Raw genomic sequence first — 25845 nt, 5'->3', positions numbered from 1 at the left:
CTCGACTGACGGTCGCCGCCCGACGCGCCCGAATCGCCACCAATTACGTACCACTAATTCTCGCTTTCGGGCCACATACCTCGTAAATATCGGCATATCGGCCCGCTCCAAAACACTTAGGCGGACCGTACTTCCCCCGTGCAGCATAAGGGAGACTTACGATGAGCACCTTGGAGGAGACTCCCACCCGACGCTTCGGTAACGAGACACTGGACGCCCTCACGAACGACGCGCGACGACACGTCCTGGCCGCACTGGCGGGCGCGTCGGGATCGATGACCGAGCGGGAACTCGCCGCCGAACTCGCCGCGGTCGACCGCGACGGGGACGCCGAATCGGTCGGCGAGGAAGCCGTCGAGTCGGCCCACGTGAACCTGCACCACTCTCACCTCCCGCGGCTCGCAGACGCCGGCCTCGTCTCGTGGGACCGGTCCGAGGGGGCGGTATCACCGACCAACCACCCGCTCCTCGACGACGGGCGCTTCGAGCAACTCCTTCGCGCCGGCGCCGACGAGTGGGAGGGCGTGCGTGCCTGCGTGGCGAACGAGCACCGCCGCGCCGTCCTCGACGTCGTCGCTGCCCGAACCGGTCCCGTGTCGCGCGCCGCGATCGCCCGCGAACTGGCCGCTCGCGACGTGTCGATGTCGTCCTCGCCGGACGCCGTCCACTCCGTCGAGATCCAGCTGCACCACGTCCACCTGCCGAAACTCGACGACGCGGGCCTGGTCGACTACGACGCCGACGCGGAGACCGTCGCGTCCAGCGAGACCGACACCTCGGCCGTTAGCGACCTGCTGGTCGGGGCGTAGATTCCGCTTACTCGTCCTCGACGAGCGTCGCGTCGGGCGCGTTCCGCATCACGCTCCGCAATCCCTTCTCCGCGTTGTGCTTCCGCGTGTACCCTTCCCCGCTAGACGCGATGACGTTCCCGTTCCGGTGGACGAGTCGCCAGCGCCACTCGTTCGCGCGGTCCCTGAAGAGTTCGAATCGCGCCTGACTCACGAGCGGCGCGACGGCCTCGACCGGGGGTTCCGCGGCGGCGTCGGGCGCCGACGCGCTCGCCTCCGCGGTCGTCTCGTCTTCCGGTCCGCCGGCGTCTTCCCCACCCTCGGATCCGTCGACGTCCGCGGCCTCGCCGGCCGCTTTGACCGTCGCCGTCTCGACGGCCGGCTGATCGGCCTCGGTCGTCGGCTCGTCGTCCGCCGATTCGGCCGCGTCTTCGGACCCGTCGGCCGGGACGGCGTCGCTCGTCGGCGGTTCGTCGTCGGTCGCCCACTCCAGTTCGACCTCGATCTCGACCTCGTCGTCGCCCCGTTCGTACTCGACCTCGAAGTCGAACTCGTCGGGGATCGCCGCGGTGACCGCGTCCTCGCCCGCGCCGATGCTGACCGCGCCCGCGTCGACGCCGTCTGCGAGCCCGCGGAGGACTGCGGCGGCCTCGGCCCGCGTCGCCGTGCGCTCCGACTCGAAGGCGTCTCCGGCCGATCCGGCGGTGGTCGATTCGCTCTCTATCGAGTCGTCTACAGACGCCTCGTCCGTGTCACGCGTCTCGTCGCCGTTGTCGCTCATGTCTGTACGTTGGGCGGGGCGGCGGAAAACGCTTGACCGTGAATCGGCGCGTTCGCGAGGGAACCGGAGTCACCGCTCGTCGAACAGCCCGTCCACGTCCGACTCGCGGTGTTCGCGGCGGTCGACGTGTTCGGAGAGCCGCTGAGCGACGATGCCGCGGTGGTCGGCGTCGCGGACGAAATCGAGCAGGAAGGTGACGAACTCGCTGCCCTCCTCGCCTGCCTCCAGGTCCGCCCGGGCGTACCGCGTCGCCTGCTCGATGACGTCCTCGTCGTAGCCCAGGTCCTCGGCCAGCACGTCCGCGGCGACGAACGCGCTCTCGACGTGGAGGTCGGCCAGGCCGAGCGCGTCGCCCTCGTAGGTGAGCGCCGGCGCGGGGCCGCGCTCGATACGCTCGGGGTCGCGTTCGAGGGCGGCCAGGTACTCCCGGACCGTCGCGACGTTCACACCGCGGTAGTCGCCCGGGAGGTCGGCGAGGTAGTCGTCGGCGCTGTCGGCGAGACCGGTCGCCCCGGACCAGTTGCGCTCGCGGGCGTGGTAGACGGCGGCCGTGAACTGGATGAGGCCGTGGAGGAATCGCTCGTCGTCGCCCTCGGGCAGGTCGAGCCAGCGCGCCTCCCACGCGTCGTGGGCGGCGTGGTAGTGGCCGGCGTTGTAGACGGCGACCCCCGCCCGGAGCTCTGCATCCATGCTCGGGCGTTCGCTCGCCGGACCGAAAACGCCTACGACGCGGGGTCGCCGGCCGACGCCGCGGGCGAGCGGGACTCGTCGGCGGTCTGGGCCTCGTAGTGGCGGACGAGCGCGTTGACGAACGCGAACTTCAGCGCCATCGACAGGGCCGTCAGCACGGCGGTCGACCGCGGTTTACGTCGGTACGCGGCGTAGAGCGCCCCGACGGTGACCGGCAGGGTCGCGACGTCGAGCGAGCGGAGGAGCGCCCCGTGTTTCCCCTGGTCGACCCAGTAGCGCTCGGCCTGGACCACGTCGCTCGTCCACGCCCGCGCGTCGTCGGGCTGGGGGAGGACGACGGGATTGACGGCGATGGCCGCCACCGCCGCCACCAGGAGCCGCTTGCGCCGCGTCAGGATGGCGTACACCAGCACCGGGAAGGCGAACACGCGCGTCCACCCGCTCCAGGGGTTGGCGTGGCGTTCCCAGAGGAACTCTGCGAGCCGTTCCGATGGCACTGTGGTCGACACGCTCGTTACTTGGTAGCTAGTCGCAATAAGCGTAGGGTACGACCGACCGATGGCGACCGAGTCGCGGTCACTCCGCGACCGGCTCAGACGGGTACGGCGGCGCCGGCGGCCACTCGATCTCGTCCTCGTAGCGTCTGACCAGCGCAGCGACGAACGCGAACTTCAGCGTCATCGCGAGCGCGCCCGCGACCGTCGCGCCGCCCACGTCCCGGCGAGCGGCGGCGTAAACGGCACACAGCGTCGCCAGTCCGTTCCCGACGTTGAGCAACTGGAGCGCGCCCAGTCGGTCGCCGCTCTCGCGCCAGTACCGCTCGGCGAGGACAACCTTCGTCATCCAGGCGTCGCCGTCGTCCGGCTTCGGGAACAGGACCGGGTTGAACACCGCGAACGCCACTGTCGCGGCGAGTAGTCGCCACCGGCGGTGATACACCGCGTACAGCAGCGCCGGGAGCGTCAGCGTCCGCGACCAGCCGCTCCAGGGATTGGCGTGGCGCTCCCAGAACACACGCCAGGCCCGCGCTCGCGTCGAGTCGTCCATACCGTGACTTCGCAGGTAGGCGTGAAAAGTCGGCGGGGTGGAGCCGCCCTACAGGTCCTCGACGAGTTCGATGCCCCAGCCCTCGGGTCCCTCGACGAACGCCACGCGGCAGTCGTACTCCTCCATCGTGATCGGCCCGTCCTGGATCCGCTCGTCGTCCAGTTCGTCGAGCACCGCGTCGACGTCCTCGACGGTGAGCGCGACGTGCTCGAAGTCGCCCGTGTCGACCGGCCTGTCGGCCTCGACGAACTGGAACGCCGCGGGATCGTCGGTGTCCGCGTCCGCGGGGTCGCCGACGAAGACGTTCCGCGTGCCGTCGTCGGTCTCGAACTCGCGGAGCACCTCGTAGCCGAAGAGATCCTCGTAGAACTCGACGCTCGCATCGACATCTTCCACCTGGATCGCCGTGTGCCGGAGTGTCATCGGGTAGTCGGTCGGACAGTTCCGGCTTAAACGTACTGTGATTGTCCGGTGAGCACGTTGCGGCTCGCTCCGTTCCAACCGCAGAGGGCATGATTGCCACGGCAGCCGATCGATCTACTGCCGTGAACAGCGTGAAAGCCCCGGCCTGCTTCGGTCGCGCGGCTGGCTGCGCGCTTCGCTCACTACGTTCGCTCCAGTGCTTGCAGCGCCGTGCTTCCCGAAGCAGGCCGCCCCTTTCATTCCCACCCGTGTCAGCTGATCGGCTAGTCTGTGCGGGCGGGAATGAAAGGGGCCGCTGGCTCGGCGAACCCCGGGGAAGCAAGCACCGTGGTTCGAGAGAGCGAAGCTCTCTCGTCATCACGAAAGCTTTCGAACGACAACGGAGCGAGGAGCGCAGCGACCCGCGGGAGCCGAGCCAGCGGGGGCTCTCACGCTGTTCCGTACGGTACTGTCATCCCCGATCGCAGGTTCCAATCACTCACTCGTCGCGGTCGGTCCAGAAGTCGAACGAGCGGCCGGGGACGAAGATGTCGAGTCCCACCGCCGTCTCATCGCCCTCGTTCTCGACGCGGTGGGACTCCCACGGGTCGAGCCACACCGAATCGTACCGCGTTAGCCGCTCCCTCTCGGTCTCTGTGTGGATAGTAAGTTCACCGTCGAGGACGAGACACACCTGGCCGTTCTCGTGGTCGTGCATCGGCGAGCTGTGGCCCGGCGGTTTCTCGAACCACTCCAGGCTCACGTCGTCGTCGCCCGCGAGCGCGACGCGGCGCCACCCCTCGTCGGGTTCGTACGTCTCGGCGTCGTCGAAGCTGACTCGCTCCATGGCGGCGGTTGCGCCGCTCGCTACAAATCTCTGGCGTAGACACAGTCGCCTCGCTGTCGCTCGGAAAGTTGCGTCGACAGAAACGTCCGGACGGAGATTCGAACTCCGGTCCCTGGCTCCGCAAGCCAAGAGGATAGTCCACTACCCTATCCGGACTCACTCCTACGTACCGCGGTTGATTGTAAAGGGGTTACGATCCGTCCGGCGAGTGTCAAAGGATCGCTTGATAGTCGAGAAGGCCCTTTATCCGGCACCGCGATGGTCGACTCGTGAAGCGACGAACCCTCCTCCGCGGCCTCTCCGCCGCGGGCGCGTTGACCGTGACGGGCTGTCTGTCCGACGGATCCGGCGGGCAGCCGACGACGACCGACGAACCGACCGACACCGACTCGCCCACACCGACCGACGACGCCGGCGGGGACACAGACACCGACACTGACACGACCGCGCCGGCGGACACGCAGACCGACAACCCGGGAGACACAGTGACCGAACCAGACCCCGACGGGAGCGACACGCCGAGCGACGCACCGACGGACACGGTGAGCGAAACGCCGGACAGCGAACCGTCCGCGACGCCCAGCGGCGTCGCCGACAAATCGTTCTCGGTCACCGGCAGCGGCTGCGGCGGCCAGACCGACGACGCGTCCGTGTCGTTCGACGAGAGCGGCGGGACCGTCACGGTCACCGGAACTATCTGGGGGAACGACGCCTGTTACACCGCGGTCCTGTCAGACGTACGCCTCGACGGAGGCGCCCTCACCGTCGTCGTCGCTGCGGAGTCAGACGCGGGCACCGATACCGCGTGCGCCGAGTGTATCACCGAAATCAACTACGAGGCGACGGTCGCGCTCGACGCCGCGCTCCCCGAAACGGTGACGGTCGTCCACGAGCACGGCGGCGAGGACACCCGGGTCACGTCGGCATCTCGATAGCCGAGCGTCCACCCCAGCAGGCTTTTCACACCCGGTCCGACCCCTGCCCGCCGGTCTCGCGTCGACCCTCGATTTTATCAGCGAAGGGGCGACCATCGCAGTCCATGCACGGAGCGAACGCGGCGGCCGCCCGGACGATCAGATCGGTCGAGGCCGGGGCCGCTACGACGGCGAAATCGCCGTACCTGAGCGGGGTACCGGGGCAACGACAACGCTTAAGCGGCGACATACCGTGCCAACGGCTAGACTAATGGGAGAGATCGAGGAGATCTACGCGGATCTGGAGACCGACGTCTCCGAGGAGGAGTTCCGCGAGGCCGTCGAGGAGAAGGTCGAGCAGATGGGCGGACTCGCCGACGAGGAGACGGCGGCGATGCTCCTCGCCCACGAGCTCAACGAAGGGGAAGTCGACACCGTCGCGGACATCGAGCCCGGCATGGAGGAGGTGAAGTTCCTCGCCAAAGTCGTCTCTATCGGCGATCTGCGGACCTTCGAACGCGACGGCGAAGACGAGGACGGCCGCGTCGTCAACGTCGAGGCCGCCGACGAGACCGCCAGCGTCCGCCTCGCCTTCTGGGACCAGCAGGCCGAGGCCATCACCGACGGCATGCTGGAGGAGGGGCAGGTCCTCCGCATCGCCGGCCGACCGAAGGACGGCTACAACGGCCTCGAGGTCTCCGTCGACAAGGCAGAACCCGACGACGACGCCGAGATCGACGTGCAACTCGGCGCGGGGTCGTCCGTCGAGGGACTGACGATGGGCCAGTCCGACGTGAACGTCACCGGCATCGTCCTGGAGACCGAATCGATCCGGACCTTCGACCGCGACGACGGCTCGGAGGGGAAGGTCGCGAACTTCCTGCTGGGCGACGAGACCGGGCGCGTGCGCGTGACGCTGTGGGACGACCGCGCCGACCGCGTCGAGGAGATAGAGCCGGGGACCGCCGTCGAGATCGTCGACGGGTACGTCCGCGAGCGCGAGGGCGACCTCGAACTCCACGTCGGCGACCACGGCGCGGTCGACGAGATCGAAGAGACCGTCGAGTTCGTCCCCGAGGCGGACCCCATCGACGGCGTCGAGATAGACCAGGTCGTGGATCTCGCAGGCGTCGTGCGGTCGGCGGATCCCAAGCGCACGTTCGACCGCGACGACGGCTCGGAGGGACAGGTCCGGAACATCCGCGTGCAGGATGACACGGGCGACATCCGCGTCGCGCTGTGGGGGGAGAAGGCCGACAAGGAGATCGCGCCCGGCGACGAGGTGTTCGTCGCCGACGCCGAGATCCAGGACGGCTGGCAGGACGACCTGGAAGCGTCGGCCGGCTGGCAGTCGACGGTCGTCGTCCTCGATGAGAACACCGGTGCCGGCGCGGCGGCGCCCTCGCCCGGCGGCGCGGGCGGCAGCGGCGACTCCGGCGGCTCGGGCGACTCGGAGTCGGCCGGTCTCGACGCGTTCACCGGTGACGGCGACGGCACCGACGCTGCGAGCGATTCCGACGGCGCCGCGACCGAGTCGGAGGCCGGCGGAGCCAGCGCGGACGGCGGTGCCGTTGCGGCCGCGACGGAGGAGGTCGAGTTCACGGGGACGGTCGTCCAGACGGGCGATCCCGTGATTCTGGACGACGGGCAGGAGACGATGCAGGTCGAGACGGACGCGGCGCTGACGCTCGGCCAGGAAGTGACCGCGCGCGGGTCGATGAGCGGCGACCGCCTGGACGCAGACGACGTGTTCTGACGCGTTCGACCACACAACGGGTGTTTCGCGGCCCCAAACGGCGCCACGGCGGCGTCACGTGAGGGCAGTTGCAGTCCACGCGTCGCGTCACAGCGGTTTTCGGAAACGCTTAAGGCCGGAACAGACCGCTTGTGGTGTATGAGCGTCGAGCTACCGTTCGCGCCGGTGGATACGATCATCCGGCGGAACGCCGGGAGTTTGCGGGTCAGCGCCGAGGCCGCCGAGGAACTCGCCCGTCGCATCCAGCAGCGAGGGGCCGATCTGGCGGTCGAGGCGGCGGAGGTGGCGACCGCGGACGGGCGGAAGACGCTGATGGCGTCGGACTTCGGCGTCGAGGTCACCGAGGACAAGGACGACCTCGAGCTGCCGATCGCCCCCGTCGATCGCATCGCCCGCCTCGACATCGACGACTACCGCGTCTCCATGGACGCCCGCGTCGCGCTGGCCTCGGAACTGGAGACCTTCGCCGACCGCGTGGCCGCGGCCGCGGCCGACCTGGCCCGCCACGCCGACCGGCGGACGGTCAAGGCGGAGGACGTCGAGGCCTACTTTCGACTAGCACAGTACTACGAGTAAGCCCGTCATGAACTTCGGTTACCGGGAGGCCTGTCTCGACCACGACACCGGCAAGCGCCACCCCGAGAGCCCCGACCGCCTGCGCGCCATCCGCCAGGGTCTCTCGGAGTCCCACGGCGTCAGGTACGTCTCCCCCGACGACGCGACCGAGGAACAGATCGCGGCCGTCCACGACGCCGACTACGTCCAGGACGTCAAGGAGTTCTGCGCCGACGGCGGCGGCGACTGGGACGCCGACACCGTCGCCGTCGAGGCCACCTGGGACGCCGCGCTCGCGGCCGCTGGGATGGCCAACTGGGTCGCAGATGCGGCGCTCGACGGCGCGGACGGCCGCGATACGCCGTTCTCGCTCGGCCGGCCACCGGGCCACCACGCGGTCGAAGACGACGCCATGGGGTTTTGCTTCTTCAACAACGTCGCCGTCGCGGCCCAGCACGCGCTCGACGACCGCGACGTCGACCGCGTCGCCATCGTCGACTGGGACGTCCACCACGGCAACGGAACGCAGGACATCTTCGACGACCGCGAGGACGTGTTCTTCGTCTCCATCCACGAGGAGGGCATCTACCCCGGCACGGGCGACGTGACCGAGATCGGCACCGGCCCCGGCGAGGGGACGACGATGAACGTCCCGTTCCCGCCCGGAACGCGGACCGCGGGCTACCTCGCGGCGGTGGACGACCTGATCGTGCCCGCCTTCGAGGCGTTCGAACCGGACCTCGTTCTCGTCTCGGCGGGCTTCGACGCCCACGAGCACGACCCCATCTCCCGGATGCGCGTCTCGACCGAGGGGTACGGCTGCCTGGCGCGCCGGCTGTCGACGTTCGCCGACCGGATCGGCGCCGGCCTCGGGTTCGTCCTCGAGGGCGGCTACGGCCTCGACACGCTGACCGAGAGCATCCGGAACGTCCACGACGTCTTCGACGGGTACGAACCGGCCGACCCGGACGAGGAGGTTCAGGACGCGGCGCGACAGGTCATCGAGGACGTCAAGACCCAGGGGTTCGACCTCGCCGGCGAGTGAACCTACGGGAGGCCACGGGTCGACGTACTCCGGTCGGCGTGCACCCGGTTCATCCGTCTGTCGGCCGTTATTGAACGTCGAGTGATAGTTGCGGCTCGGCCAGTTGAATTTTTCACAGGAGGCGTTCTGTCCCCGCCGAACGGTGTCATTCAGTCGATGAGTGTAGACATACATATCAACGAACGGCGGAAACCATTACAAGTGTGTACACGGAACGAGTCTCTTGGTGATTTCACCCCGTGTGTTGCTGTACGGAACAAACGTATCGTGACTGGGAATCGCAGCTCGACGACCTGACACCGAGCGCCAAGTTCGTGTATACGGTCCTCGAGTACGAGGGACCCTTGACCCAGAAAACGCTCGCCGAGGAGACGCGCCTCTCGCAGCGCAGCGTCCGCAGCGCGCTGTCGGACCTGACCGAGGCCGACCTCGTCGAGGAGCGGATCTACCCGGCGGACGCCCGCCAGCGACTCTACGCGATCGACACCGAGTGACCACCCACACCCCACCGGGTCGGCCGCGTGCTCGTCCGATTTTTGCGCGTGCTCGTCAGGGCCGCGGGTCCAGATAGCGCGCGAACTCTACGCCGAACTCGCCGGCCAGTGCGCTCACGTCCTCGCCCGCGAGCACCGCGTACCCAGATTCCATCGCCGACTCGACGTGCGCGCCCAGCGCCACGTCGAAGACGGCGTCGCTCTCCAGGAACTCCACGGCCGTCTCGAACTCCCGCGGGCGCTCGACGACGTACCGCTCGCCGTCGAGGAAGGGCCCGTACGTGCCGTCGGCCTCCGGATCGTCGTCCGCGTACGCCTCGTAGAACCCCGCGGCGTGGTCGCGGACGTGGACCGGCGGCCCCTCGTGACGTTCGACGGCCGGCCGCTCGGCGACTTCGAGTTCGGCCAGCAGGACGACGGTCTCGTCCGCCCACGCGGCCGCGCGGAGCACGTCGAATCCCCGCCGGTCGAGTTCGCTCGTGACGCCGCCGAGCGACCGGTCGAGTTGCGGGTATAGCTGGTCGTCCACCACGTCGGGTGCATCGAACCTGAGCGCGACCGGCGTGGTCCCGCGCCGCTCGAAAGCCTCGCGAACGCCGTCCGCGCCGAGCGGTTCGGGTTCTGCGGGGTAGAATAGTTCCTCACGTGGGCTGTCGAGCAGGTCGCGAGCGTAGTGCTGGAGGCGCGCGACGGCCTCGGCCGAGCAGACGGCGGCGACGTTGCGCTCGGGGTCCGTCGGGTCGATGACGACGAGCGGGTCGTCGAAGGTCTCTCGGCCGTGATCCTCGGGATCGAATTCGACGGGCGGGTGCCAGTTCGCCGCGGCCTCGGCGAACGCGCGGAAGCCGCCGTACTCGTGGACGAGCAGTTCGGTCAGGTAGCCGGAGAACCCGCGCGTGCGGAGGTCGCTGCCGTAGACGCCGATGCCGGTCAGGAACTGCTTGGCGACGCGGACCTCGCTCGCCAGCGCGGCGTCGATGCGCTCGGCGAGGTACTCGGTGTGAAACGGCGTGCGGTCCACTGCGGACTGGATCTCGGTCGCGTCCTCGACGGCGTAGCACGGCACGAGGTCGACCTCGAACCCGTCGCGGGTCCCCTTGACGTACGGGTGTTCGGCGTACTCCTCGTGGCCCTCGGGCAGCACCGCGTGGCCGACGTCGAGCCCGTAGGACTCCAGATCCTCCCGGTCGATCTCGGGCGGGAAGGAGACGAACAGGTCGATATCGCGGTCGCCCGCCAGCCACGTGTCGCGCGCGGTCGATCCGACCTGAATCACCTCGGCGTCGACCGGCAGGTCGGCGATAGCCGCCCGCGCGCGTTCACGGAGGTCGTCGGCGACTCGCTCCAGCCGCTCGCGCTCGGCCGCGTCGGGTTCGACCCGCTCGCGGACCCGCTCGACGACCGCGTCGAACTCGTCGCTCATGCGTCGGGATTGGGTGGGGGCCGTGAAAATCTGTCTGATGTGCGGTTGAATCCGGACTGTCGCGCCAAAATAATGCCAGAACTGGCACTCTATAAACAGTTATATCTGGTTAGCCTGAAACACCGCGTATGAACGCAACCGCGATGCGGTTCGCGGCGGTCGCGACTGCCGTCGCTTCGCTCGGGCTGTTCGCCTACATGGTCCTCATTCCGGGGACGTTACTGGGTGCCGTCTTCGCCGCGCTCGTCCCGGTTGTGGTGTACATGGCGTTGCGGTACCTGTCGCTCGACGACGGCCGTGGCGGTCTTCTCAGCTAGACGCCACGTGGTGGCCACGTCCTGATCGGCGGGGACGAAGAAGCGGTCCCAAATACAGGAACTGTTGGTTCGGCTACGTGCGTGACTCGGTGACGCGGCGGGGCCAAAGCGAAATCCATATACAACAACTCCGGCTATGGGTGAATGCGTGCCGCCGTAGCTCAGTTGGTAGAGCACCTCGCTGTTAACGAGGTTGTCCCAGGTTCGAGTCCTGGCGGTGGCGTTCTCGGATTCGTTATTTTGATCGACGAGTCGTGTCTCTGTCGTTATAAGGAGCCTATCTTCGACGAGAACTGAAAGCCCCGATTGGTTCGGCTCGCGCGACTCGCTCCGCTGTCGTTCGAAAGAGTGCGGAGCACTCTTTCGTGATGACGAGAGGGCTTCGCTCTCTCGAACCACGGTGCTTACGTCGCCGTGCTTCGCCGAACCAATCGCCCCTTTCATTCCCACCACCACACAGCACCGCAGACAACCTCACACCTCCCCAACCGACTGCGTTGCTCGGTCGCTTCGCTCCCTGCGCTACTCATCCCTCGCACGGCTACGCCGCGCGGTTCTCGCAGTGCTCGAACACGCGCGACAGCGCGCGCCACAGCATCCGGCAAACTCACTCGGTCTCGGCGATTCGGGTGATGGTCTCACGTTCCTCGCTCTCGTCTCGCTCCGGTACGGGCACGTCCCAGCCGTGTCGCTGGAATGCGATGCGGAACCGAGAGTCGTCGAGTGAGACGGGGCGGCGACCGTGCGGCGACCCGGCTCGGTCGGGCGCGGAGAGACAGTGCTAAATGGATGCGCCCCGAGGTGCGTGGGCATGAGCGACGCGTTCGAGGTCTCCGAGAAACGGTCCGTCCCGCCGGCCGAGGCGTTTGCCCTCCTCGGTAACGAACTGCGCGTGTCTATCCTCCTCGAACTCGGCGACGCCAAGGAGGGGAACCAGCCCCGTCCGCTCCCCTTCGAGGAACTGCGCCGCCGCTGTGACGTCACCGACAGCGGCCGGTTCAACTACCACCTCCAGGAGCTGCTCGACGTCTTCGTGACCGAGAAAGAGGACGGCTACGGCCTGCTGTACCCCGGCGTCATCCTCTATCAGGCGATCAAGGCCGACAGCTTCACCGACCGGACGACCGTCGACCCCTTCTCGGTCGGATCGGCATGCGCCGCCTGCGACGGGGAGCTCGAAGCGACCTACCGCAACAGCATGCTCGTCGTCCGCTGTCGTGACTGCGGCGACCTGGCGTTCAAGTACCACCTCCCGCCGGGCGCGATCCGATCGAACGACCCCGACGCCGTGCTGTGGGCGGCGAACGTCTACGCCCGCCGGGACCTCGTGACCGTCGCCAGCGACGTCTGCCCGACCTGTGCCAGCGAGATGTACCACGACGTGGTCCCCGAGGACGAGAAATCGAGCGACCTCGAACACGCGATGCCCGGGCCCGCCGTCGTCCACCACTGCTCGTACTGCAAGAACTTCTTCTCGACGGACCTCCCCGAGGTGCTCGTCTATCACCCCGACGTATTGCCGTTTATCGCGGCCAACGCGCCCGACCTGTTGACCGACCGGCTCTGGACCGTCGGCGCCTGCGACCCCGACGACATTGCCGTCACGGGGCGCGACCCGCTGCGCGTGACCGTCCCGCTCGCGGCCGGTGGCGAACGTCTGGAGGTGACGGTCGACCGCTCGCTCGACGTCGTCGACACCGAGCGGTCGTGACAGCGTCCGCCAGCCGCACGATCGATGCCTGTGCCAACCGTTGACACTGAGATATTTGCCGTAACTCGTGGTTATAGATGTTTGGAGAGATATGCACGACACACATGACTGATCCGTACGCCTTCGGTACCCGCTGTGTCCACGCCGGCCAGGAGGTCGATCCGGCGACAGGGGCCCGCGCCCCACCGATCTACCAGACGACCTCGTACGTCTTCGACGACGCGGACACCGCGGCCGACCGGTACGCGCTGGACGACGGGGGGAACGTTTACTCCAGGTTCGACAACCCGACCGTGTCGACGCTCGAACGCCGCCTCGCCTCGCTGGAGAACGGGACCGCCGCCGTCGCCACTGGCTCGGGGATGGCGGCGCTCGACGCGGGCACCTCCATCCTCGCCAGCGCCGGCGACAACGTCGTCACCGCCTCCTCTATCTACGGCGGTACTCACTCCTACCTCTCGAACATGGGCAGTCGCCGCGGCATCGAGACGCGCTTCGTCGACACGCTCGATCCCGACGCCTACGCCGAGGCCATCGACGAGGACACCGCCTACGTCCACTACGAGACCATCGGGAACCCCTCTCTGGTCACGCCCCCGATGGAGGAGATCGCGGAGGTCGCCCACGAGCGCGGCGTCCCCGTCTTCGTCGACAACACCTTCGCCACGCCCGCGCTCTGCAACCCGCTCGACCACGGCGCCGACGTCGTCTGGGAGTCGACCACCAAGTGGATCCACGGGTCGGGCACCACGGTCGGCGGCGTCCTCGTCGACGGCGGATCGTTCCCCTGGGCCGACCACCCAGAGAAGTTCCCCGAGATCGGCGCGCCCAACGACGCCTTCGACGGCGTCACGTTCGCCGACCGCTTCGGCGATCAGGCGTTCGCGATGGCGGCCCGACAGCGCGGCGTCCGCTCGCTCGGCGACGGCCAGAAGCCCTTCGACGCCTGGGCGACCCTCCAGGGGACCGAGACACTCTCGCTCCGGATGGAGCGCCACTGCGAGAACGCCCAGGCCGTGGCGGAGTTCCTCGCCGACCACGACGGCGTCGAGTGGGTGACGTACCCCGGCCTCGAATCGCACGAGACCCACGACTCCGCCAGCGAGTACCTGGAAGGCGGCTACGGCGGCATGATCGCCTTCGGCCTCACCGGCGGGTTCGAAGCGGGCAAGCGATTCTGCGAGGAGACCGACCTCGCCCAGTTCCTCGCCAACATCGGCGACGCGAAGACGCTCGTCATCCACCCCGCGAGCACCACTCACGCACAGCTCTCCGCGGAGGAACAGCGCGCAAGCGGCGTCACGCCCGACCTCGTCCGCCTCTCGGTCGGCATCGAAGACGTCGACGACGTCCTGGCCGACGTCGACGGCGCCATCGAGCGCGCGAACGGAACAGGTGACTGATCGATGGAGATCGAACGCGACTCGGTCTCGCTCGGCGAGTTCGAGTTCGAGTGCGGTCGCTCGATCCCGGAGCTCGAAGTGTCCTACGAGGCCTACGGGGAGTTCACCGGCGACAACGCCGTCCTCGTCTGCCACGCGCTCACCGGCAGCGCGCACGTCGCCGGACGCCATCCCGACGACGAGACCGACGGCCAGGCCCGCGCCTGGTGGGACGACATCGTCGGCCCCGGCAAGGCCATCGACACCCGGGAGTACTACGTCCTCTGTGCGAACGTCCCCGGCTCGTGCTACGGCACCACCGGTCCCGCAAGCGAGAATCCCGAGACCGGCGAGCCCTACGGCACCGACTTCCCGGCCGTCACCGTCACCGACTGGACCGACGCCCAGCGCCAGTTGCTCGACGAACTCGGCATCCCGCACCTCCACGCCGTCGTCGGCGGGAGCGTCGGCGGGATGAACGTCCTCGAGTGGGCGAAACAGCACCCCGACCACGTCGAGCGGATCGTCCCTATCGCCGCCGCCGCGCGCCTCGACGTGCAGTGCCTCGCGCTCGACGCCATCGCCCGCCGCGCGATCACCACCGACGACGACTGGCAGGGCGGCGACTACTACGGCGACGGCCCCGACCCCGACGACGGACTGGCGCTCGCCCGCCAGATCGGTCACGTCATGTACCTCTCGAAGGCCTCCATGGAGCAGAAGTTCGGCCGCCGCGCCGCCGGCCGCGACGCCGCGCGCTCGTTCCCGACCGACCCCGCCGCCGGCTTCTTCCCCTACCGGGACGTCGAGTCCTACCTCGACTACAACGCGGAGTCGTTCGTCGAGCGCTTCGACGCCAACGCCTACCTCTATCTCACCCGCGCGATGGACAACTACGACCTCTCGGCGGGCTTCGAGTCCGACGAGGACGCGCTGGCGGCCTTCGACGGCGAGGCGCTCGTCATGTCCTTCACCGGCGACTGGCACTTCACGCCGACGCAGGCCGAGGAACTGGCCGACTCGCTGCGCGACGCGGACGTGCGCTCGGCCCACCACCTCGTCGAGTCCGACCACGGCCACGACGCGTTCCTCGTCGAACCGGAGAGCGTCGGGCCGCCGCTCGCCGACTTCCTCGCCGACGGCGTCGAGGGGACGGCGGTCACCGACACCGACGAACCCCCCGAGGACGACGACCCGTCCTTCGCGCCGGTCCACACGAGCCTGTTCTCTGATTGACGGGTTTGCAGGGCCAACAAGCTTTTTTCTCCCCACTGCGTTTGCTCGGATACTCGTCTCGGGGGGACGGGCACGGGTGGACTGCCGCTGCCCCGCGGGGAGAGCGTAGGGAGCCTCTACAGCATGACAATCGACCTGGACGCGACCCGGCCGCAGATCCGCCAGCACCCGAGTCGCCACGGCGCACAGATCGTCGACCCGATCCAGGAGACACAGTTCGCGCTCCTCACCCCCGAGCAACCTGACATCGCCGACTGTGACACCGACCGGTTCTACTTCCCGGCCGACACCGGCGCCACGATCTGGACCGATACGATCGAGACGCCGTATTTCGTCCCGCTGTGGATCCGCGACGAAGAAGGAAACACAGTCGCGGAAGTCAATGACCAAGAATCAGTGACGTTACCTCCCGAACGCTATAACGTCGAGTTGGCGACTACACAGGTCAAATTACAGTTTGCGGTCGATGGCGGCATCGCGGTTACCTCGATGGAAGACTGCGTCCGTCTTTCGCTATCGGGAACTGATCACTTGCATGTCGGCGCACGCTCAGTTCACGAACAGCCAGCGGCCACTGTGACGACCACGGAGCAGCCCGAAGATATCATGGCTGCGCTCTCGACCCTCGGGTCGGCGCTAAAGACGACCAGTTGCGAACGGTCGTTCCCGTCGCTACGGGGGCACCCCCCGCTCGTCGAACTCGGTGACGAACTCTCGATTCCAGCGGAGATCGACTCTCCGAACAACGGAGTCGCCATCGAAGTGCCGCCCGTAGAGGAGTTCATCTACCCGGTCGTACCGCTCGTGTACTATCTCGGGGCGACGCTCCAACCGGGCCCGTCACCCCGAATCGTGACGGACGAGTGGTCGTACCCGCTGGACGGCGACGACGGATTCGAACCCGCAGTCACCCGAACCCTCAAACAGGTCCTCCTGCTCGACTGCGTCACGCGGACGGAAGGGTACTACCAGGTAGACCTGCACGAACGCACTGAAGTGGAGGAGCGAGTCGATCTCGACTTCGCGGAGGTCTACGACAGTTCGCTTCCCGAGCAACTCAGGACATACCTCGAGATTCCGTACGAGTCGCTCGCCGACATCGTCCCGAAGTGGAAACTGACGGCCGACGTGCGACCGTACGCCGAGCACGTTAGCGCGCTCCCGTTCCTCGCGAACGAACTCGCGATCGTCCGCTGTCCCGGAGCGGTCCCCTCGGACGACGAAGCGCTCGAAGACCTCTCGGAGCAGGTCGAATCGTTCTTCCGCGACAACCCGCAGGCGCTACGACGGAGTACGAAAGCCCGGTCGACGAACTCGTCCGCCTCGACGACCGACGCGGACATCTTCCGCCCGGAGCCAGCGGACAGCATCGAGCAGGCATACGTCGGCGACGGGCTCCCCGTCGGTGCGAGCAAGATGACGGTCGACGCGTACTACCGTCGACTATCGTTCGAACCGACGACCGACCCGCAGATCCAGGTCGCGGTTGTGTGTAACGACGAGGAGATGACCGACGAGAACGTCGTCTCTGATATCTACGGGACACGAGACTGGGTCGAGTTCGACATCACGTTCCGGGATCAGTTGACGACGATGGAGATGCGTGAAGTCCTGAAATCCGATGTCGACTTCCTCCACTACATCGGTCACGTCGACGACGAAGGCATCCGCTGTACCGATGGATATCTCGACACGCGGCACCTCTCTGAGGTGAACGTTAGCGCATTCCTCCTCAACGCCTGTGATTCATACGAGCAGGGCCGTGGACTGGTTAAGAGCGGAGCGGTGGCCGGAATAGCGACAGTAACAGACATCGTCAACGAAGCAGCGACCTCGGTCGGCCGTACCGTCGCAAAGTTGCTTAACCAAGGCTTCTCGCTAGCAGCGACTGTTTCAATAATCAAGGAATACGAACAAATCGGGCACCATTATCTCGTCGTCGGTGACGCGAGCGCATCTATCGTCGAAAATCGGTCCGGGACCCCGAACAAAGCCGTTGTCGAAAAGGTTGGATCGGACCTCTATAACCTCCGTTTGTTTGGATATCCAACTTTATCCACACCGATGGGCACGATGTTTATTCCGCAAATTGCTGGTGTCTCTTCATTTTACATAAATTCTGGCCAGATGGGATCTTTTAGACTCACAGAGTCAGAGACTATCGACTTCCTCCACAAACAAGATGTGCCCGTTGATATCGACGATTCTCTCAACTGGAGTATGGATATATCTGAACTCTAAATTAGGGACCAGTCATTGAGCCACCGTTAGCCGCTGCGGCGGAGCCGGCCTGCGAGAGCAGCAACAGCGCGCTGAACATGACGCCGATCCATTTGGGGTTCTCTTCGAGGAATTCGCGGAGTCGCGTTGATTCTTGGCTCATAGCCAAATATTTATTTATCCGCGACCTGATTGAATTTATCTAAAAATTAGAGATAAATTAACCGTTATATTATCAGTACTTACGAGAGAGATTAGGAATTCGCGTCTCACGGCGTTTCGGAGGGAATCTCTGATACCGATTCACGTGTCTTTGAGACGATAGGATGTCGGGGTATAATAAGATTCATTGTCACGTGGACCCGTGGTCGGAATATCTATGGCGAACGGGGTAGACGGGGAGAGGGTCAGATAATGTCCGGATCCGACGGTGGAACCGCTTTCGCGGACGCGACGACGGTCCTCCTGTTGGCGTCCGACGTACAGAACCGATCGATAGACGCCGGCGTACGTGCGTTGCGGCGGGTCGATGAGCACGTCGACCGCGCCGCCGCAGTCACGATCAGGCAGTCCGCCTCGGAGTGGCTCTCGCTGTGGGACCGGAGCCCGCTGTCCGCGACGATGCCCGTCACCTGCGTGGACGTCGACGAAGACACTCGGTCGGCGGCGACCGAAGCAGATGGCTCGTCCGACCCGACAGTAGAGCGTGTTTCCGACCCGACCGACCTGGAGGCGCTCGGACGGCAGATCAGCGACGTGCTCGAACGCGCCGACGACGAGGACGACGACGTCGGCGTCGTCGTCCACTCGCTGACCGGTGTTCTCCGGTACGTCGACGAGTCGACCGCGTTCAAGTTCGTCTACACGCTCGGCGAAGTGACTCGGCGCGTCGACGGCGTCGTCTTCTTCCACCTCGATCCGGAGGCGCACGACCCGGCCTCGGTAGAGACCTTCCGGATCCTCTGTGACGCGGTCGTCCAGTTCGACGGCCCCCGCTCCAGCGTTTCCGATCGGTGACGAAATCGCGGGACGGCAAAGGGACGACTCTTTATACCTCCCTGGCGAGTCGCCGAGTATGACTTCGGGACGGCACCTGGTCGTGCTCGCAGGTGCCGACGCTGGGGTCGTGGACGCGATGGCAGCGACCCTCCGCGAAGACGGCACAGTCAGGACCGCGTACTCCCCCGCGGCCCTCTACGAGACCCTGGACCGGGAAGTCGACGTCGTCCTCGTCGACAGCGACCTCGGTGACGGACCGATAGATCAGATACTCGACGGCCTGCGCTGTCGCGGCTCGGACTGGCAGGTCGCGCTCCTCGATGCGGACGCCGGTCGGAACCGAGACCGACCTCGGTTCGCCCGCGAGGCACCCGTGGACGCAGTCGTCGAGCGGGACGAGGACGCTGTCCGCGAGACGGTGTCGCGGCTGGCGGTCCGCGCCCGGTACCGGAAGCGGCTGGACGAGTACTACGCCCTCGCGGAGGAGCGGGCCGCTCTCGCTGACGACGACGAGGACGCGACGCTGGAACGCGACAGACTGGACCGACGGCTCGACGCTCTCCGGCGCGACCTCGCCGACGCCTACCGGCGGATCGACGCCTCGTCCGCGTTCGATGCCGCGCTCTCACCGCGTGAGCGCAGGCTGGACGATGACTGTCGAAACGAGTCCGACGATCCGGCTGGGGCGAGTGAGATTGACGGGGCGGAGTCGGACGTTTGCGACGAGTGAGCGGCCGCAGTGGGAGACCTGACCGGCGGTCAGCAGCCCTGTCACGTGGTTTTATGCGAGTGTCGTGCCAATATCGGGTATGAGCCAGCCAGCGGAGGAGATCGACCTCGGGTTCGGTCAGGCGGTCTATGACGACGAGGGGAACCGACTGGGGACCGTCCGCGGGTTCGACGAACACGGGTTCTACGTGACGACGGACCAGGGGATCGCCGAGCTGTCGGGCGAGCACCTCACGACCGGCCAGGCGGGCGAGGCGGAGTTGATGTGGCGCTGCTGGGAGTGCGGGGAGATGGGCGACATCGAGACGATCCCGGACGCCTGTCCGTCCTGCGGCGCCGCCCGCGAGGAGCTCTACTACTGGATCGAAGACTGAGCCCCGTGCGAATCCTCGTCTTCGGCGCCGGGAGCCTCGGCAGCCTCCTCGGCGGGCTCCTCGCGCGCGCCCACGACGTGACGCTGGTCGGCCGCGACCCGCACGCGGAGCGAGTCCGGGAGGACGGCCTCCGGGTCGAGGGCGAGGTGTCGGCGCACGTCGAGCCGGCGGCAGCGACCGCAGTCCCCGCCGAACGCTTCGACCTCGCCGTCGTGACCGTGAAGGCGTTCGACACGGACGCGGCCGCGGCGGCTCTCGCCTCCGTCGATCTTGACGGCGTGCTCTCCCTCCAGAACGGACTGGGTAACGAGGAGCGACTGGCCGACGCGCTGGCCTGCCCGGTGCTCGCGGGGACCTGCACCTACGGCGCTCGCCTCCGCGGACCGGGTCGCGTCGACTACACCGGCATCGGTGAGGTGGTCCTCGGTCCGCCCGGAGGGGGTACCTCGTCTCTCGCCGACCGGGTCGGCACCGCGTTCGACGCGGCCGGCATCGAGACGACGGTCGCCACGGACATGCCGCGGCGCCGCTGGGAGAAGCTCGCGGTCAACGCCGGGATCAACGCCGTGACCGCGCTGGCCCGAGTCGAGAACGGGGCGCTCTCCGAGGGGCCGGCGGGCGACACGGCCCGTCGGGCCGCCGTCGAGACGGCCGCGGTCGCCCGCGAGCGCGGGATCGACCTCTCGGACGAGACCGCCGCGGACGAGGTCGAGCGGGTCGCTGACGCGACCGCCGCCAACCGGTCGTCGATGCTCCAGGACGTGGACGCCGGCGATCGGACGGAAGTCGACGCGATAAACGGGGCCGTCGTCGAACGGGCGGAGGAACCGGTCCCGGTCAACGAGACGCTGACGGCGCTCCTCCGGGCCTGGGAACGAGAGCGCGGTCTGCGATAGAGCGAGTGTGGCGAGAGAACAGATCGGCGAGAAGACGGGACGGACGATTGCTGGCGGAACCTGCGATCGCCGGCTGGCTCGCCGAGAGCGACGTGCGTTCGCCGGCAGTCACCCGGTCGGGGGTTCCAGTGCGGTCGCGTTCCCCGCGGACGCGCCGGTGCCGGGGGAGCGGGCGGTGAAGAAGACGGTCTTGCTCCCGTAGACACGCATGCGGTGGACCTCCGAGTCGTAGCCCTCGACCGCCGGACTGAGATCGTTTTCGAGCGACTGCGGGGCGATGACGACGAGCGGGTCGGAGTCCTCGCTCTGCAGTCGCTGGACGGCCTGGTCGGCGCTCTGGACGCAGTCCCCGGTCGCGCCGTATGACTCGATGTACCACTGCAAGGGGAGCGTCTCACTGATGCTCGAACACCGGGGTTCGAGCCCGCCGCTGCGCGGGTTGTCCCGGACGTAACTGGACCCGACGATGAGCACGTCCGTCCCCTCGTGGGTCTCGGCGCGCTCTTCGAGGACCTGCATCGACGGCCGGAAGTCGTCTGCGGGCTGGGCGTACTGGACGAGTTCGTTGCCCTCGCTCGACGGGTTGAGGTAGACGCTGGTGGCCATGGAGGTGGCCATGTAGCCGCCGATCAACAGGAGGACGAACGCGGTGACGCCGAAGCGGACCGAGCCGGTGTGGAGCGAGTCGCGGGCGCGGTCGACGACGAGCGCGATGCCGACGCCGGCGGGGACCGCCAGCGGGACGAGCGCGTTCACCGCGATCCAGGCGTTGGCGATGTCGGTCCCCAGCGGGTACCCGATGACCGAGACGAAGCCCCAGTAGGCGCAGAAGAGGACGACGGCGCGCGAGCGGACGCGACCCCAGCGCTCTGCGATGAAGCCGACGACGGCCATCGCCGAAAGGGCGAACGCCGCCTGGGCCATCGCGTGGAGTTCCTGCCCGAGGAAACAGAGGTAGGCGTCGATGACGTTCTCCTTCCGACAGCCCGCGTCGGTCGTCCCGCCGAACCAGTAGCTGTACCCCTCGACCACGTCGTCGAGGGTGCGATCGAACAGCTCCGGGAACAGCGTCGGATTGAACACCGTCTGCCAGAACCCGACGGCCTCGGTGCCGGGCGACCGCGGCGCGTAGAAGTACAGCGTGACGCCGAGGAAGAGGACGACGGCGACGGCGAAGTGCCAGACGAAGTCGGCGACGTACTCCGCGATCGGTCGCCGGTCTGTCTCGGCGACGCGGGCCCTGAGCCACTCGAAGCCCGACTGGTCGTCGCCGGTCCGGAAGAGCAACTGGTCGACGAGCAGGGCCGTCGCGCCGACCCACACCAGCAGGTAGACCGCCGCGTTCTCCTTCGCGGTGAACGCGAGCGCGACGAAGACGACGGCCGCGTGGACGTACCGCACGTTCCACTCGTCGTACGCGCGCACGAGCAGGCCGAAGGCGACGAAGGCGAACGCGGCCGCGATCAGCGTGCTGCGGTAGAACCGCGAGTAGTAGACGAGCAGGGGATTCAGCGCGAGGAAGAAGGCGACGCCGACGATCTCGTCGCGGTCGAGGTGCTCGCGGAACAGCAGCGCGGACAGCGGGAGCAGGGCGCCGACGACGGCGACGAACAGCCGCATCGTGACGTCGCTGGTGCCGAAGGCGTCGAAGATGAACTTGTTGACGTGCTGGACGAGCGGGCCGTGGATGATGTAGCGGTACTCGAACTGGCCGGTGTCGAGGAAGTGGTCGGCCCACCAGGCGACCCGCCCCTCGTCGAAGTGCGCGACGCGCGCGCCGAGGAGGGCGAAGCGGAGGACGAACCCGACGAAGACGATTCCGAGCACCCACCGGGTCGCCTCGTCGAGGCGGTCGAGGGGGCCGAACCGGGAGGGATCGCCGTGGTCCGGGCCTGACTCCGGACCGGGCTCGGACGCCTCGTCGACGCCGTCGTGGGAGGACTCGGACTCGGGTGCGTCCGCGGCGTCGTCGGACTCGTCGCGGGCGGCTGACTCGGAGTCGGAGCGGCGCATATCCGCCGTGTCACGTCCTCACGATTTTAACGCTTGGATCTATTTCGGCGTGCAACCCAGTCCGCGATCGACGGTCGCGACGGCTCGCTGGGCGGAGACTACTGGGGCTCACTTCTCGTCGTCGTCGGGCGATTTCACGACCGTCCCGACCGTCTTCTCGACCGCGGTTCCCGCGAGATCGCCCGGCGTCGTGACGTACTCCTCGATGGCGATCATCAGCCCCGCCGCGACCAGCAGGGCGGCGCCGAGACCCGTCCTCCCCTGGAGCACGAGGTAGTCGAACCCCAGCATCGCGACCGGGATCGCGAACACGAGCGTCGCCCCCAGCCCGACTAATCCGAGGATACTGCGCGCCATGCCCCCCGATACCCTCCCGACCGGCAAAAGCCCCGCGCCTCCCGGAGGCGCGGCCGCTCGAAACCGTCCCATATCCGTGAACGATAATCCTTTTGTGACGATCTTCCCAACCGTGGCGTATGTTCACCGGCATCGTCGAGGAGACGGGCGAGATCGTCGGGATCGAGGACACGGACGCCGGCCGCCGACTCCGGATCGGGACGGGCTTTTCGGGCCTGGAGGGTGGCCAGAGCGTCAGCGTCGACGGCGCCTGCCTCACCGTCGAGGAGCACGAGGACGGGGAGTGGTTCTCGGTGTTCCTGGCCGCCGAGACGCTCGACCGGACGACGTTCGATTCGGTCGTCGAGGGCCAGGAAGTCAATCTGGAGCGGGCGCTCGCCGCCGACGAGCGCTTCGACGGACACGTCGTGCAGGGTCACGTCGACGGGACGACCGAGATCGTCGACGTCGAGCGGGTGGGCGAAGACTGGGCCTACACCTTCGAGTTGCCGCCGGGGCTGGCCCAGTACGTCGTCGAGAAGGGGTCCATCGCGCTCGACGGGATCAGCCTCACCGTCGCTTCCCTCGACGAGGCGGCGGGGACGTTCTCCGTGGCGATCATCCCGACGACGTACCACGAGACGACGCTCTCGGCGAGAGAGCCCGGCGACGAGGTCCACGTCGAAGTCGACGTGTTCGCGAAGTACGTCGAGCGGATGCTCGGCCTGGCCGACCGCGACGCGGAGGCCGGCGCCGACGTGGCCGCCGTCCGCGAAGCGCTCGGCGAGTACCGATAGGGCCGACCGCCGCGTACCGCCGGATCAGCTATCGAACTCGGTGAGTTCCGCCCGCTGTCCCTCCGGGGGTTCGTCGTGGGCCTCGTGGTAGGCCTTCCGGTATCGGGAGATCTTCCGGATGAGCAGGAGGCCGAATATCCCGTCGTAGACGATGATGAACCCGAAGAAGACGAGGATCCACGGGATGCCGGTGGCGTTCGACACGACGGCGGGAACGACGCTCGACAGCGAGTTGTACGTCGCGTGGATCAGCGCGGCGATCAGCAGCCCCTTGACCACGATGGGGCCGGCGTTCTCGCGGTTGAACTTCGCGAGACCGAGGTAGTAGCCCGCGAAGGCGGAGTAGATGACGTGACCCGGCCCCGCGAGCGCGCGGACGGCCGAGATGCCGGTGCCAGCCGCTATCAGGTTCAGCGGGTCGGCGATGCCCTGGGTCTGGCCGGAGATGTAGATGGCGTTCTCGATGGTCGCGAAGCCGAGGCCGGCCATCGCGCCGTAGACCGCCCCGTCGACGACGGCGTCGAACTCCGGCTTCCGATAGGGGTACAGCCACACCGCGAGGAGTTTGACGGTCTCCTCGATCGGCCCGACGACGACGTAGAAAAAGAGGATCTGGAAGACGAAGCCGACGAGTCCGGCCGTCAGCCCCAGCGACTGCAGCCCCCAGTCAGCGATCCCATTCACGATGCCGGCGAAACTGGCGAACAGCACGCCGAGGACGAACGTGCCGACGAGCAGTTCCAGCGGTTCCGACGTCGTCACGTCGGCGTACCAGACGTAGACCGCGAGGGCGAACGCCGGCACGGCCGACAGCAGGACGAACACGCCGATGATCGGGTTGGTGACCGCACCGAGGCCGCCCAGCGCGAACTGCAAGGCGAGGATCGCGACTGCCACCAGGATCACCAACAGTCGCGCCGCCGAGACGCCGACGGAGTAGAGCCCCGCCGACAGTTTGTCGAACGCCGACCGCGCCTCCCAGGTCGACACCTCGTAGAGGTCCCGTCCCTTGTCCGCGCGCGCCTCGACCGGGTCCCGCCTATCTGACATGGATAGCCGTTAGGGCTTCCCCGTCCCTAACAGTTTGGCCGGTGTTCGCGTGTCGAGTGCTGATTCCGGCGATCGAGGCGCCTTATATTACCTTAATGTGTCTTAATACTGCATATTACATTCAGGGGTACGGTTATCAGTGTAAACCGGCGAGTGCGAGACAATGACACGAATCAGCGCGAGTCGCGGGATGCTCTACTCCGCGCCGCCGGCGGACGAGGCCGACGAGGAACAGACAGCGGAAGAATCGGCGGACGACTGAACCCGGCGGGAGACCGCTCGCCGACCGACGGCGGCGAAACGGGCGGGTTCGGGACGGAGAACGAGAGTTTTTTCGCGCCGCGTCCGGTAACGGAGGTATGACCATCAGGGCGGGCGTCGTCGCCGTCCAGGGCGACGTGAGCGAACACGCCGAGGCCATCCGGCGAGCCGCGGCCAGCCACGACGAGTCGACGGAGGTCGTGGAGATCCGCCAGTCCAGCGTCGTCCCGGACTGCGATCTGTTGCTCCTCCCGGGCGGGGAGTCCACGGCGATCTCCCGGCACCTCCAGCGCGAGGGCATCGCCCCGGAGATCGTCGACCACGTCGACGCCGGCAAGCCGGTTCTGGCGACGTGCGCCGGCCTCATCGTCGCCTCGGCCGACCCGAACGACGACCGCGTCACCTCGCTGGACCTGATCGACGTGACCGTCGAGCGCAACGCCTTCGGGCGTCAGGCGGACAGCTTCGAGGCCCCCCTGGACGTGACGGGCCTCGACGAGCCGTTCCCGGCCGTGTTCATCCGCGCGCCGCTCATCGACTCGGTGGGCGACGCCGAGGTGCTGGCCGAGTGGGACGGCCGGGCGGTCGCGGTGCGGGACGGTCCCGTCGTCGGGACGTCGTTCCACCCGGAGCTGACAGACGATTACCGGATTCACGATCTGGCGTTTTTCGAGAGCGAGGTCGCGAACGCAGTGAGCGGCCTCGAATAGCGAGTGGGGAACGGAGTGACCCGCGAGAAGTGTGGCGTGAGCGTAGCCGTCGCTGCCGCGTGCGGAAACCCG

At 67.4% G+C, this 25845-nt stretch carries 28 protein-coding genes and 2 tRNA genes; 18 read left to right on the top strand and 12 right to left on the bottom strand.

Going from position 1 to position 25845, the window contains the following annotated elements; all coding sequences use genetic code 11:
* Nucleotides 1-161 precede the first annotated feature (161 nt).
* Nucleotides 162-809: a DUF7344 domain-containing protein gene (locus tag PSC72_RS10340; RefSeq protein ID WP_274325799.1), complete on the top strand. Its 648-nt coding sequence runs from the start codon at nt 162-164 to the stop codon at nt 807-809.
* A 7-nt stretch (nt 810-816) separates the two neighbouring features.
* Here the strand turns inward: PSC72_RS10340 and PSC72_RS10335 are convergent, their stop codons facing one another.
* The 7 genes from PSC72_RS10335 to PSC72_RS10305 form a co-directional block, all read right to left on the bottom strand.
* The gene (locus tag PSC72_RS10335) at nt 817-1569 is read right to left on the bottom strand and encodes an HVO_2922 family protein (protein ID WP_274325798.1); all 753 of its coding nucleotides are present in this window, start codon (nt 1567-1569) and stop codon (nt 817-819) included.
* A 69-nt stretch (nt 1570-1638) separates the two neighbouring features.
* The gene (locus PSC72_RS10330; protein WP_274325797.1) at nt 1639-2259 is read right to left on the bottom strand and encodes a DUF309 domain-containing protein; all 621 of its coding nucleotides are present in this window, start codon (nt 2257-2259) and stop codon (nt 1639-1641) included.
* A gap of 32 nt (nt 2260-2291) precedes the next feature.
* Nucleotides 2292-2768, bottom strand: coding sequence for a DUF6653 family protein (locus PSC72_RS10325; RefSeq protein WP_274325796.1), 477 nt, complete (start codon nt 2766-2768; stop codon nt 2292-2294).
* A 67-nt stretch (nt 2769-2835) separates the two neighbouring features.
* Nucleotides 2836-3306, bottom strand: a complete 471-nt coding sequence (locus PSC72_RS10320) for a DUF6653 family protein (RefSeq protein ID WP_274325795.1) — start codon at nt 3304-3306, stop codon at nt 2836-2838.
* 48 nt (nt 3307-3354) lie between these two features.
* Entirely contained in the window at nt 3355-3729 is a 375-nt protein-coding gene (locus PSC72_RS10315) for a VOC family protein (RefSeq protein WP_274325794.1), read from the bottom strand.
* A 478-nt stretch (nt 3730-4207) separates the two neighbouring features.
* Nucleotides 4208-4555, bottom strand: a complete 348-nt coding sequence (locus tag PSC72_RS10310) for a cupin domain-containing protein (RefSeq protein ID WP_274325793.1) — start codon at nt 4553-4555, stop codon at nt 4208-4210.
* A gap of 83 nt (nt 4556-4638) precedes the next feature.
* Nucleotides 4639-4711: transfer RNA gene (locus tag PSC72_RS10305), tRNA-Arg, on the bottom strand.
* Nucleotides 4712-4824: 113 nt separating this feature from the next.
* On the opposite strand from PSC72_RS10305, the gene PSC72_RS10300 reads away from it, so the two are divergent.
* The 5 genes from PSC72_RS10300 to PSC72_RS25615 all read left to right on the top strand — a co-directional run bounded on the left by PSC72_RS10300 (nt 4825) and on the right by PSC72_RS25615 (nt 9319).
* Entirely contained in the window at nt 4825-5490 is a 666-nt protein-coding gene (locus PSC72_RS10300; protein ID WP_274325792.1) for a hypothetical protein, read from the top strand.
* A gap of 250 nt (nt 5491-5740) precedes the next feature.
* Nucleotides 5741-7225: a single-stranded DNA binding protein gene (locus tag PSC72_RS10295; protein WP_274325791.1), complete on the top strand. Its 1485-nt coding sequence runs from the start codon at nt 5741-5743 to the stop codon at nt 7223-7225.
* A 138-nt stretch (nt 7226-7363) separates the two neighbouring features.
* Nucleotides 7364-7801, top strand: coding sequence for a histone family protein (locus PSC72_RS10290; protein ID WP_274325790.1), 438 nt, complete (start codon nt 7364-7366; stop codon nt 7799-7801).
* A gap of 7 nt (nt 7802-7808) precedes the next feature.
* Entirely contained in the window at nt 7809-8825 is a 1017-nt protein-coding gene (locus PSC72_RS10285; protein ID WP_274325789.1) for a histone deacetylase family protein, read from the top strand.
* 344 nt (nt 8826-9169) lie between these two features.
* A complete protein-coding gene (locus PSC72_RS25615) occupies nt 9170-9319 on the top strand; it encodes a MarR family transcriptional regulator (protein ID WP_407653012.1) in 150 nt (49 codons plus the stop codon).
* A 55-nt stretch (nt 9320-9374) separates the two neighbouring features.
* Here PSC72_RS25615 and cca read toward each other — a convergent pair whose 3' ends face one another.
* On the bottom strand, nt 9375-10742 hold the full coding sequence (gene cca / locus PSC72_RS10275) for a CCA tRNA nucleotidyltransferase (RefSeq protein WP_274325787.1): 1368 nt from the start codon (nt 10740-10742) through the stop codon (nt 9375-9377).
* Nucleotides 10743-10870: 128 nt separating this feature from the next.
* Here cca and PSC72_RS10270 point away from each other — a divergent pair, with 128 nt between their 5' ends.
* The 6 genes from PSC72_RS10270 (at nt 10871) to PSC72_RS10245 (ending at nt 17629) form a co-directional block, all read left to right on the top strand.
* Nucleotides 10871-11059: a hypothetical protein gene (locus PSC72_RS10270; protein WP_274325786.1), complete on the top strand. Its 189-nt coding sequence runs from the start codon at nt 10871-10873 to the stop codon at nt 11057-11059.
* A gap of 150 nt (nt 11060-11209) precedes the next feature.
* Nucleotides 11210-11282, top strand: a tRNA-Asn gene (locus PSC72_RS10265).
* Between the two features lie 588 nt (nt 11283-11870).
* On the top strand, nt 11871-12770 hold the full coding sequence (locus PSC72_RS10260) for a DUF7351 domain-containing protein (protein WP_274325785.1): 900 nt from the start codon (nt 11871-11873) through the stop codon (nt 12768-12770).
* A gap of 104 nt (nt 12771-12874) precedes the next feature.
* Entirely contained in the window at nt 12875-14173 is a 1299-nt protein-coding gene (locus PSC72_RS10255) for an O-acetylhomoserine aminocarboxypropyltransferase/cysteine synthase family protein (RefSeq protein WP_274325784.1), read from the top strand.
* Nucleotides 14174-14176: 3 nt separating this feature from the next.
* Nucleotides 14177-15388 (top strand): homoserine O-acetyltransferase MetX, encoded by a 1212-nt coding sequence (metX, locus tag PSC72_RS10250; RefSeq protein ID WP_274325783.1) that lies wholly within the window; start codon nt 14177-14179, stop codon nt 15386-15388.
* 123 nt (nt 15389-15511) lie between these two features.
* Nucleotides 15512-17629: a hypothetical protein gene (locus PSC72_RS10245; RefSeq protein WP_274325782.1), complete on the top strand. Its 2118-nt coding sequence runs from the start codon at nt 15512-15514 to the stop codon at nt 17627-17629.
* 1 nt (nt 17630) lies between these two features.
* Here PSC72_RS10245 and PSC72_RS10240 read toward each other — a convergent pair whose 3' ends face one another.
* Nucleotides 17631-17771 carry a DUF7503 family protein gene (locus PSC72_RS10240; RefSeq protein ID WP_274325781.1) on the bottom strand — a complete coding sequence of 47 codons (141 nt, stop codon included), beginning with the start codon at nt 17769-17771 and terminating at the stop codon, nt 17631-17633.
* Between the two features lie 251 nt (nt 17772-18022).
* Here PSC72_RS10240 and PSC72_RS10235 point away from each other — a divergent pair, with 251 nt between their 5' ends.
* The 4 genes from PSC72_RS10235 (at nt 18023) to PSC72_RS10220 (ending at nt 20606) form a co-directional block, all read left to right on the top strand.
* Entirely contained in the window at nt 18023-18625 is a 603-nt protein-coding gene (locus tag PSC72_RS10235) for a DUF7504 family protein (RefSeq protein ID WP_274325780.1), read from the top strand.
* A 58-nt stretch (nt 18626-18683) separates the two neighbouring features.
* Nucleotides 18684-19337, top strand: coding sequence for a hypothetical protein (locus PSC72_RS10230; protein WP_274325779.1), 654 nt, complete (start codon nt 18684-18686; stop codon nt 19335-19337).
* Between the two features lie 79 nt (nt 19338-19416).
* On the top strand, nt 19417-19710 hold the full coding sequence (locus PSC72_RS10225; RefSeq protein WP_274325778.1) for a DUF7130 family rubredoxin-like protein: 294 nt from the start codon (nt 19417-19419) through the stop codon (nt 19708-19710).
* A 5-nt stretch (nt 19711-19715) separates the two neighbouring features.
* Nucleotides 19716-20606: a ketopantoate reductase family protein gene (locus PSC72_RS10220; protein WP_274325777.1), complete on the top strand. Its 891-nt coding sequence runs from the start codon at nt 19716-19718 to the stop codon at nt 20604-20606.
* A 108-nt stretch (nt 20607-20714) separates the two neighbouring features.
* Here the strand turns inward: PSC72_RS10220 and PSC72_RS10215 are convergent, their stop codons facing one another.
* Together PSC72_RS10215 and PSC72_RS10210 are read right to left on the bottom strand one after the other, a co-directional pair.
* A complete protein-coding gene (locus PSC72_RS10215; RefSeq protein ID WP_274325776.1) occupies nt 20715-22619 on the bottom strand; it encodes a flippase activity-associated protein Agl23 in 1905 nt (634 codons plus the stop codon).
* Between the two features lie 108 nt (nt 22620-22727).
* Nucleotides 22728-22976 (bottom strand): DUF7533 family protein, encoded by a 249-nt coding sequence (locus PSC72_RS10210; protein WP_274325775.1) that lies wholly within the window; start codon nt 22974-22976, stop codon nt 22728-22730.
* A gap of 119 nt (nt 22977-23095) precedes the next feature.
* On the opposite strand from PSC72_RS10210, the gene PSC72_RS10205 reads away from it, so the two are divergent.
* Nucleotides 23096-23752, top strand: a complete 657-nt coding sequence (locus PSC72_RS10205; protein ID WP_274325774.1) for a riboflavin synthase — start codon at nt 23096-23098, stop codon at nt 23750-23752.
* A gap of 24 nt (nt 23753-23776) precedes the next feature.
* On the opposite strand, the gene PSC72_RS10200 is transcribed toward PSC72_RS10205, so the two are convergent.
* On the bottom strand, nt 23777-24802 hold the full coding sequence (locus PSC72_RS10200) for a PrsW family intramembrane metalloprotease (protein ID WP_274325773.1): 1026 nt from the start codon (nt 24800-24802) through the stop codon (nt 23777-23779).
* Nucleotides 24803-25161: 359 nt separating this feature from the next.
* On the opposite strand from PSC72_RS10200, the gene pdxT reads away from it, so the two are divergent.
* Nucleotides 25162-25773 (top strand): pyridoxal 5'-phosphate synthase glutaminase subunit PdxT, encoded by a 612-nt coding sequence (gene pdxT, locus PSC72_RS10195; RefSeq protein WP_274325772.1) that lies wholly within the window; start codon nt 25162-25164, stop codon nt 25771-25773.
* Nucleotides 25774-25845 lie beyond the last annotated feature (72 nt).

Origin of the sequence: Halosimplex aquaticum (genome assembly GCF_028747785.1) — an archaeon.
Taxonomy (GTDB): Archaea; Halobacteriota; Halobacteria; order Halobacteriales; family Haloarculaceae; genus Halosimplex; species Halosimplex aquaticum.
The sequence above is the reverse complement of the archived record's forward strand: the minus strand, read 5'-3'. Positions and strand labels throughout refer to the sequence as shown.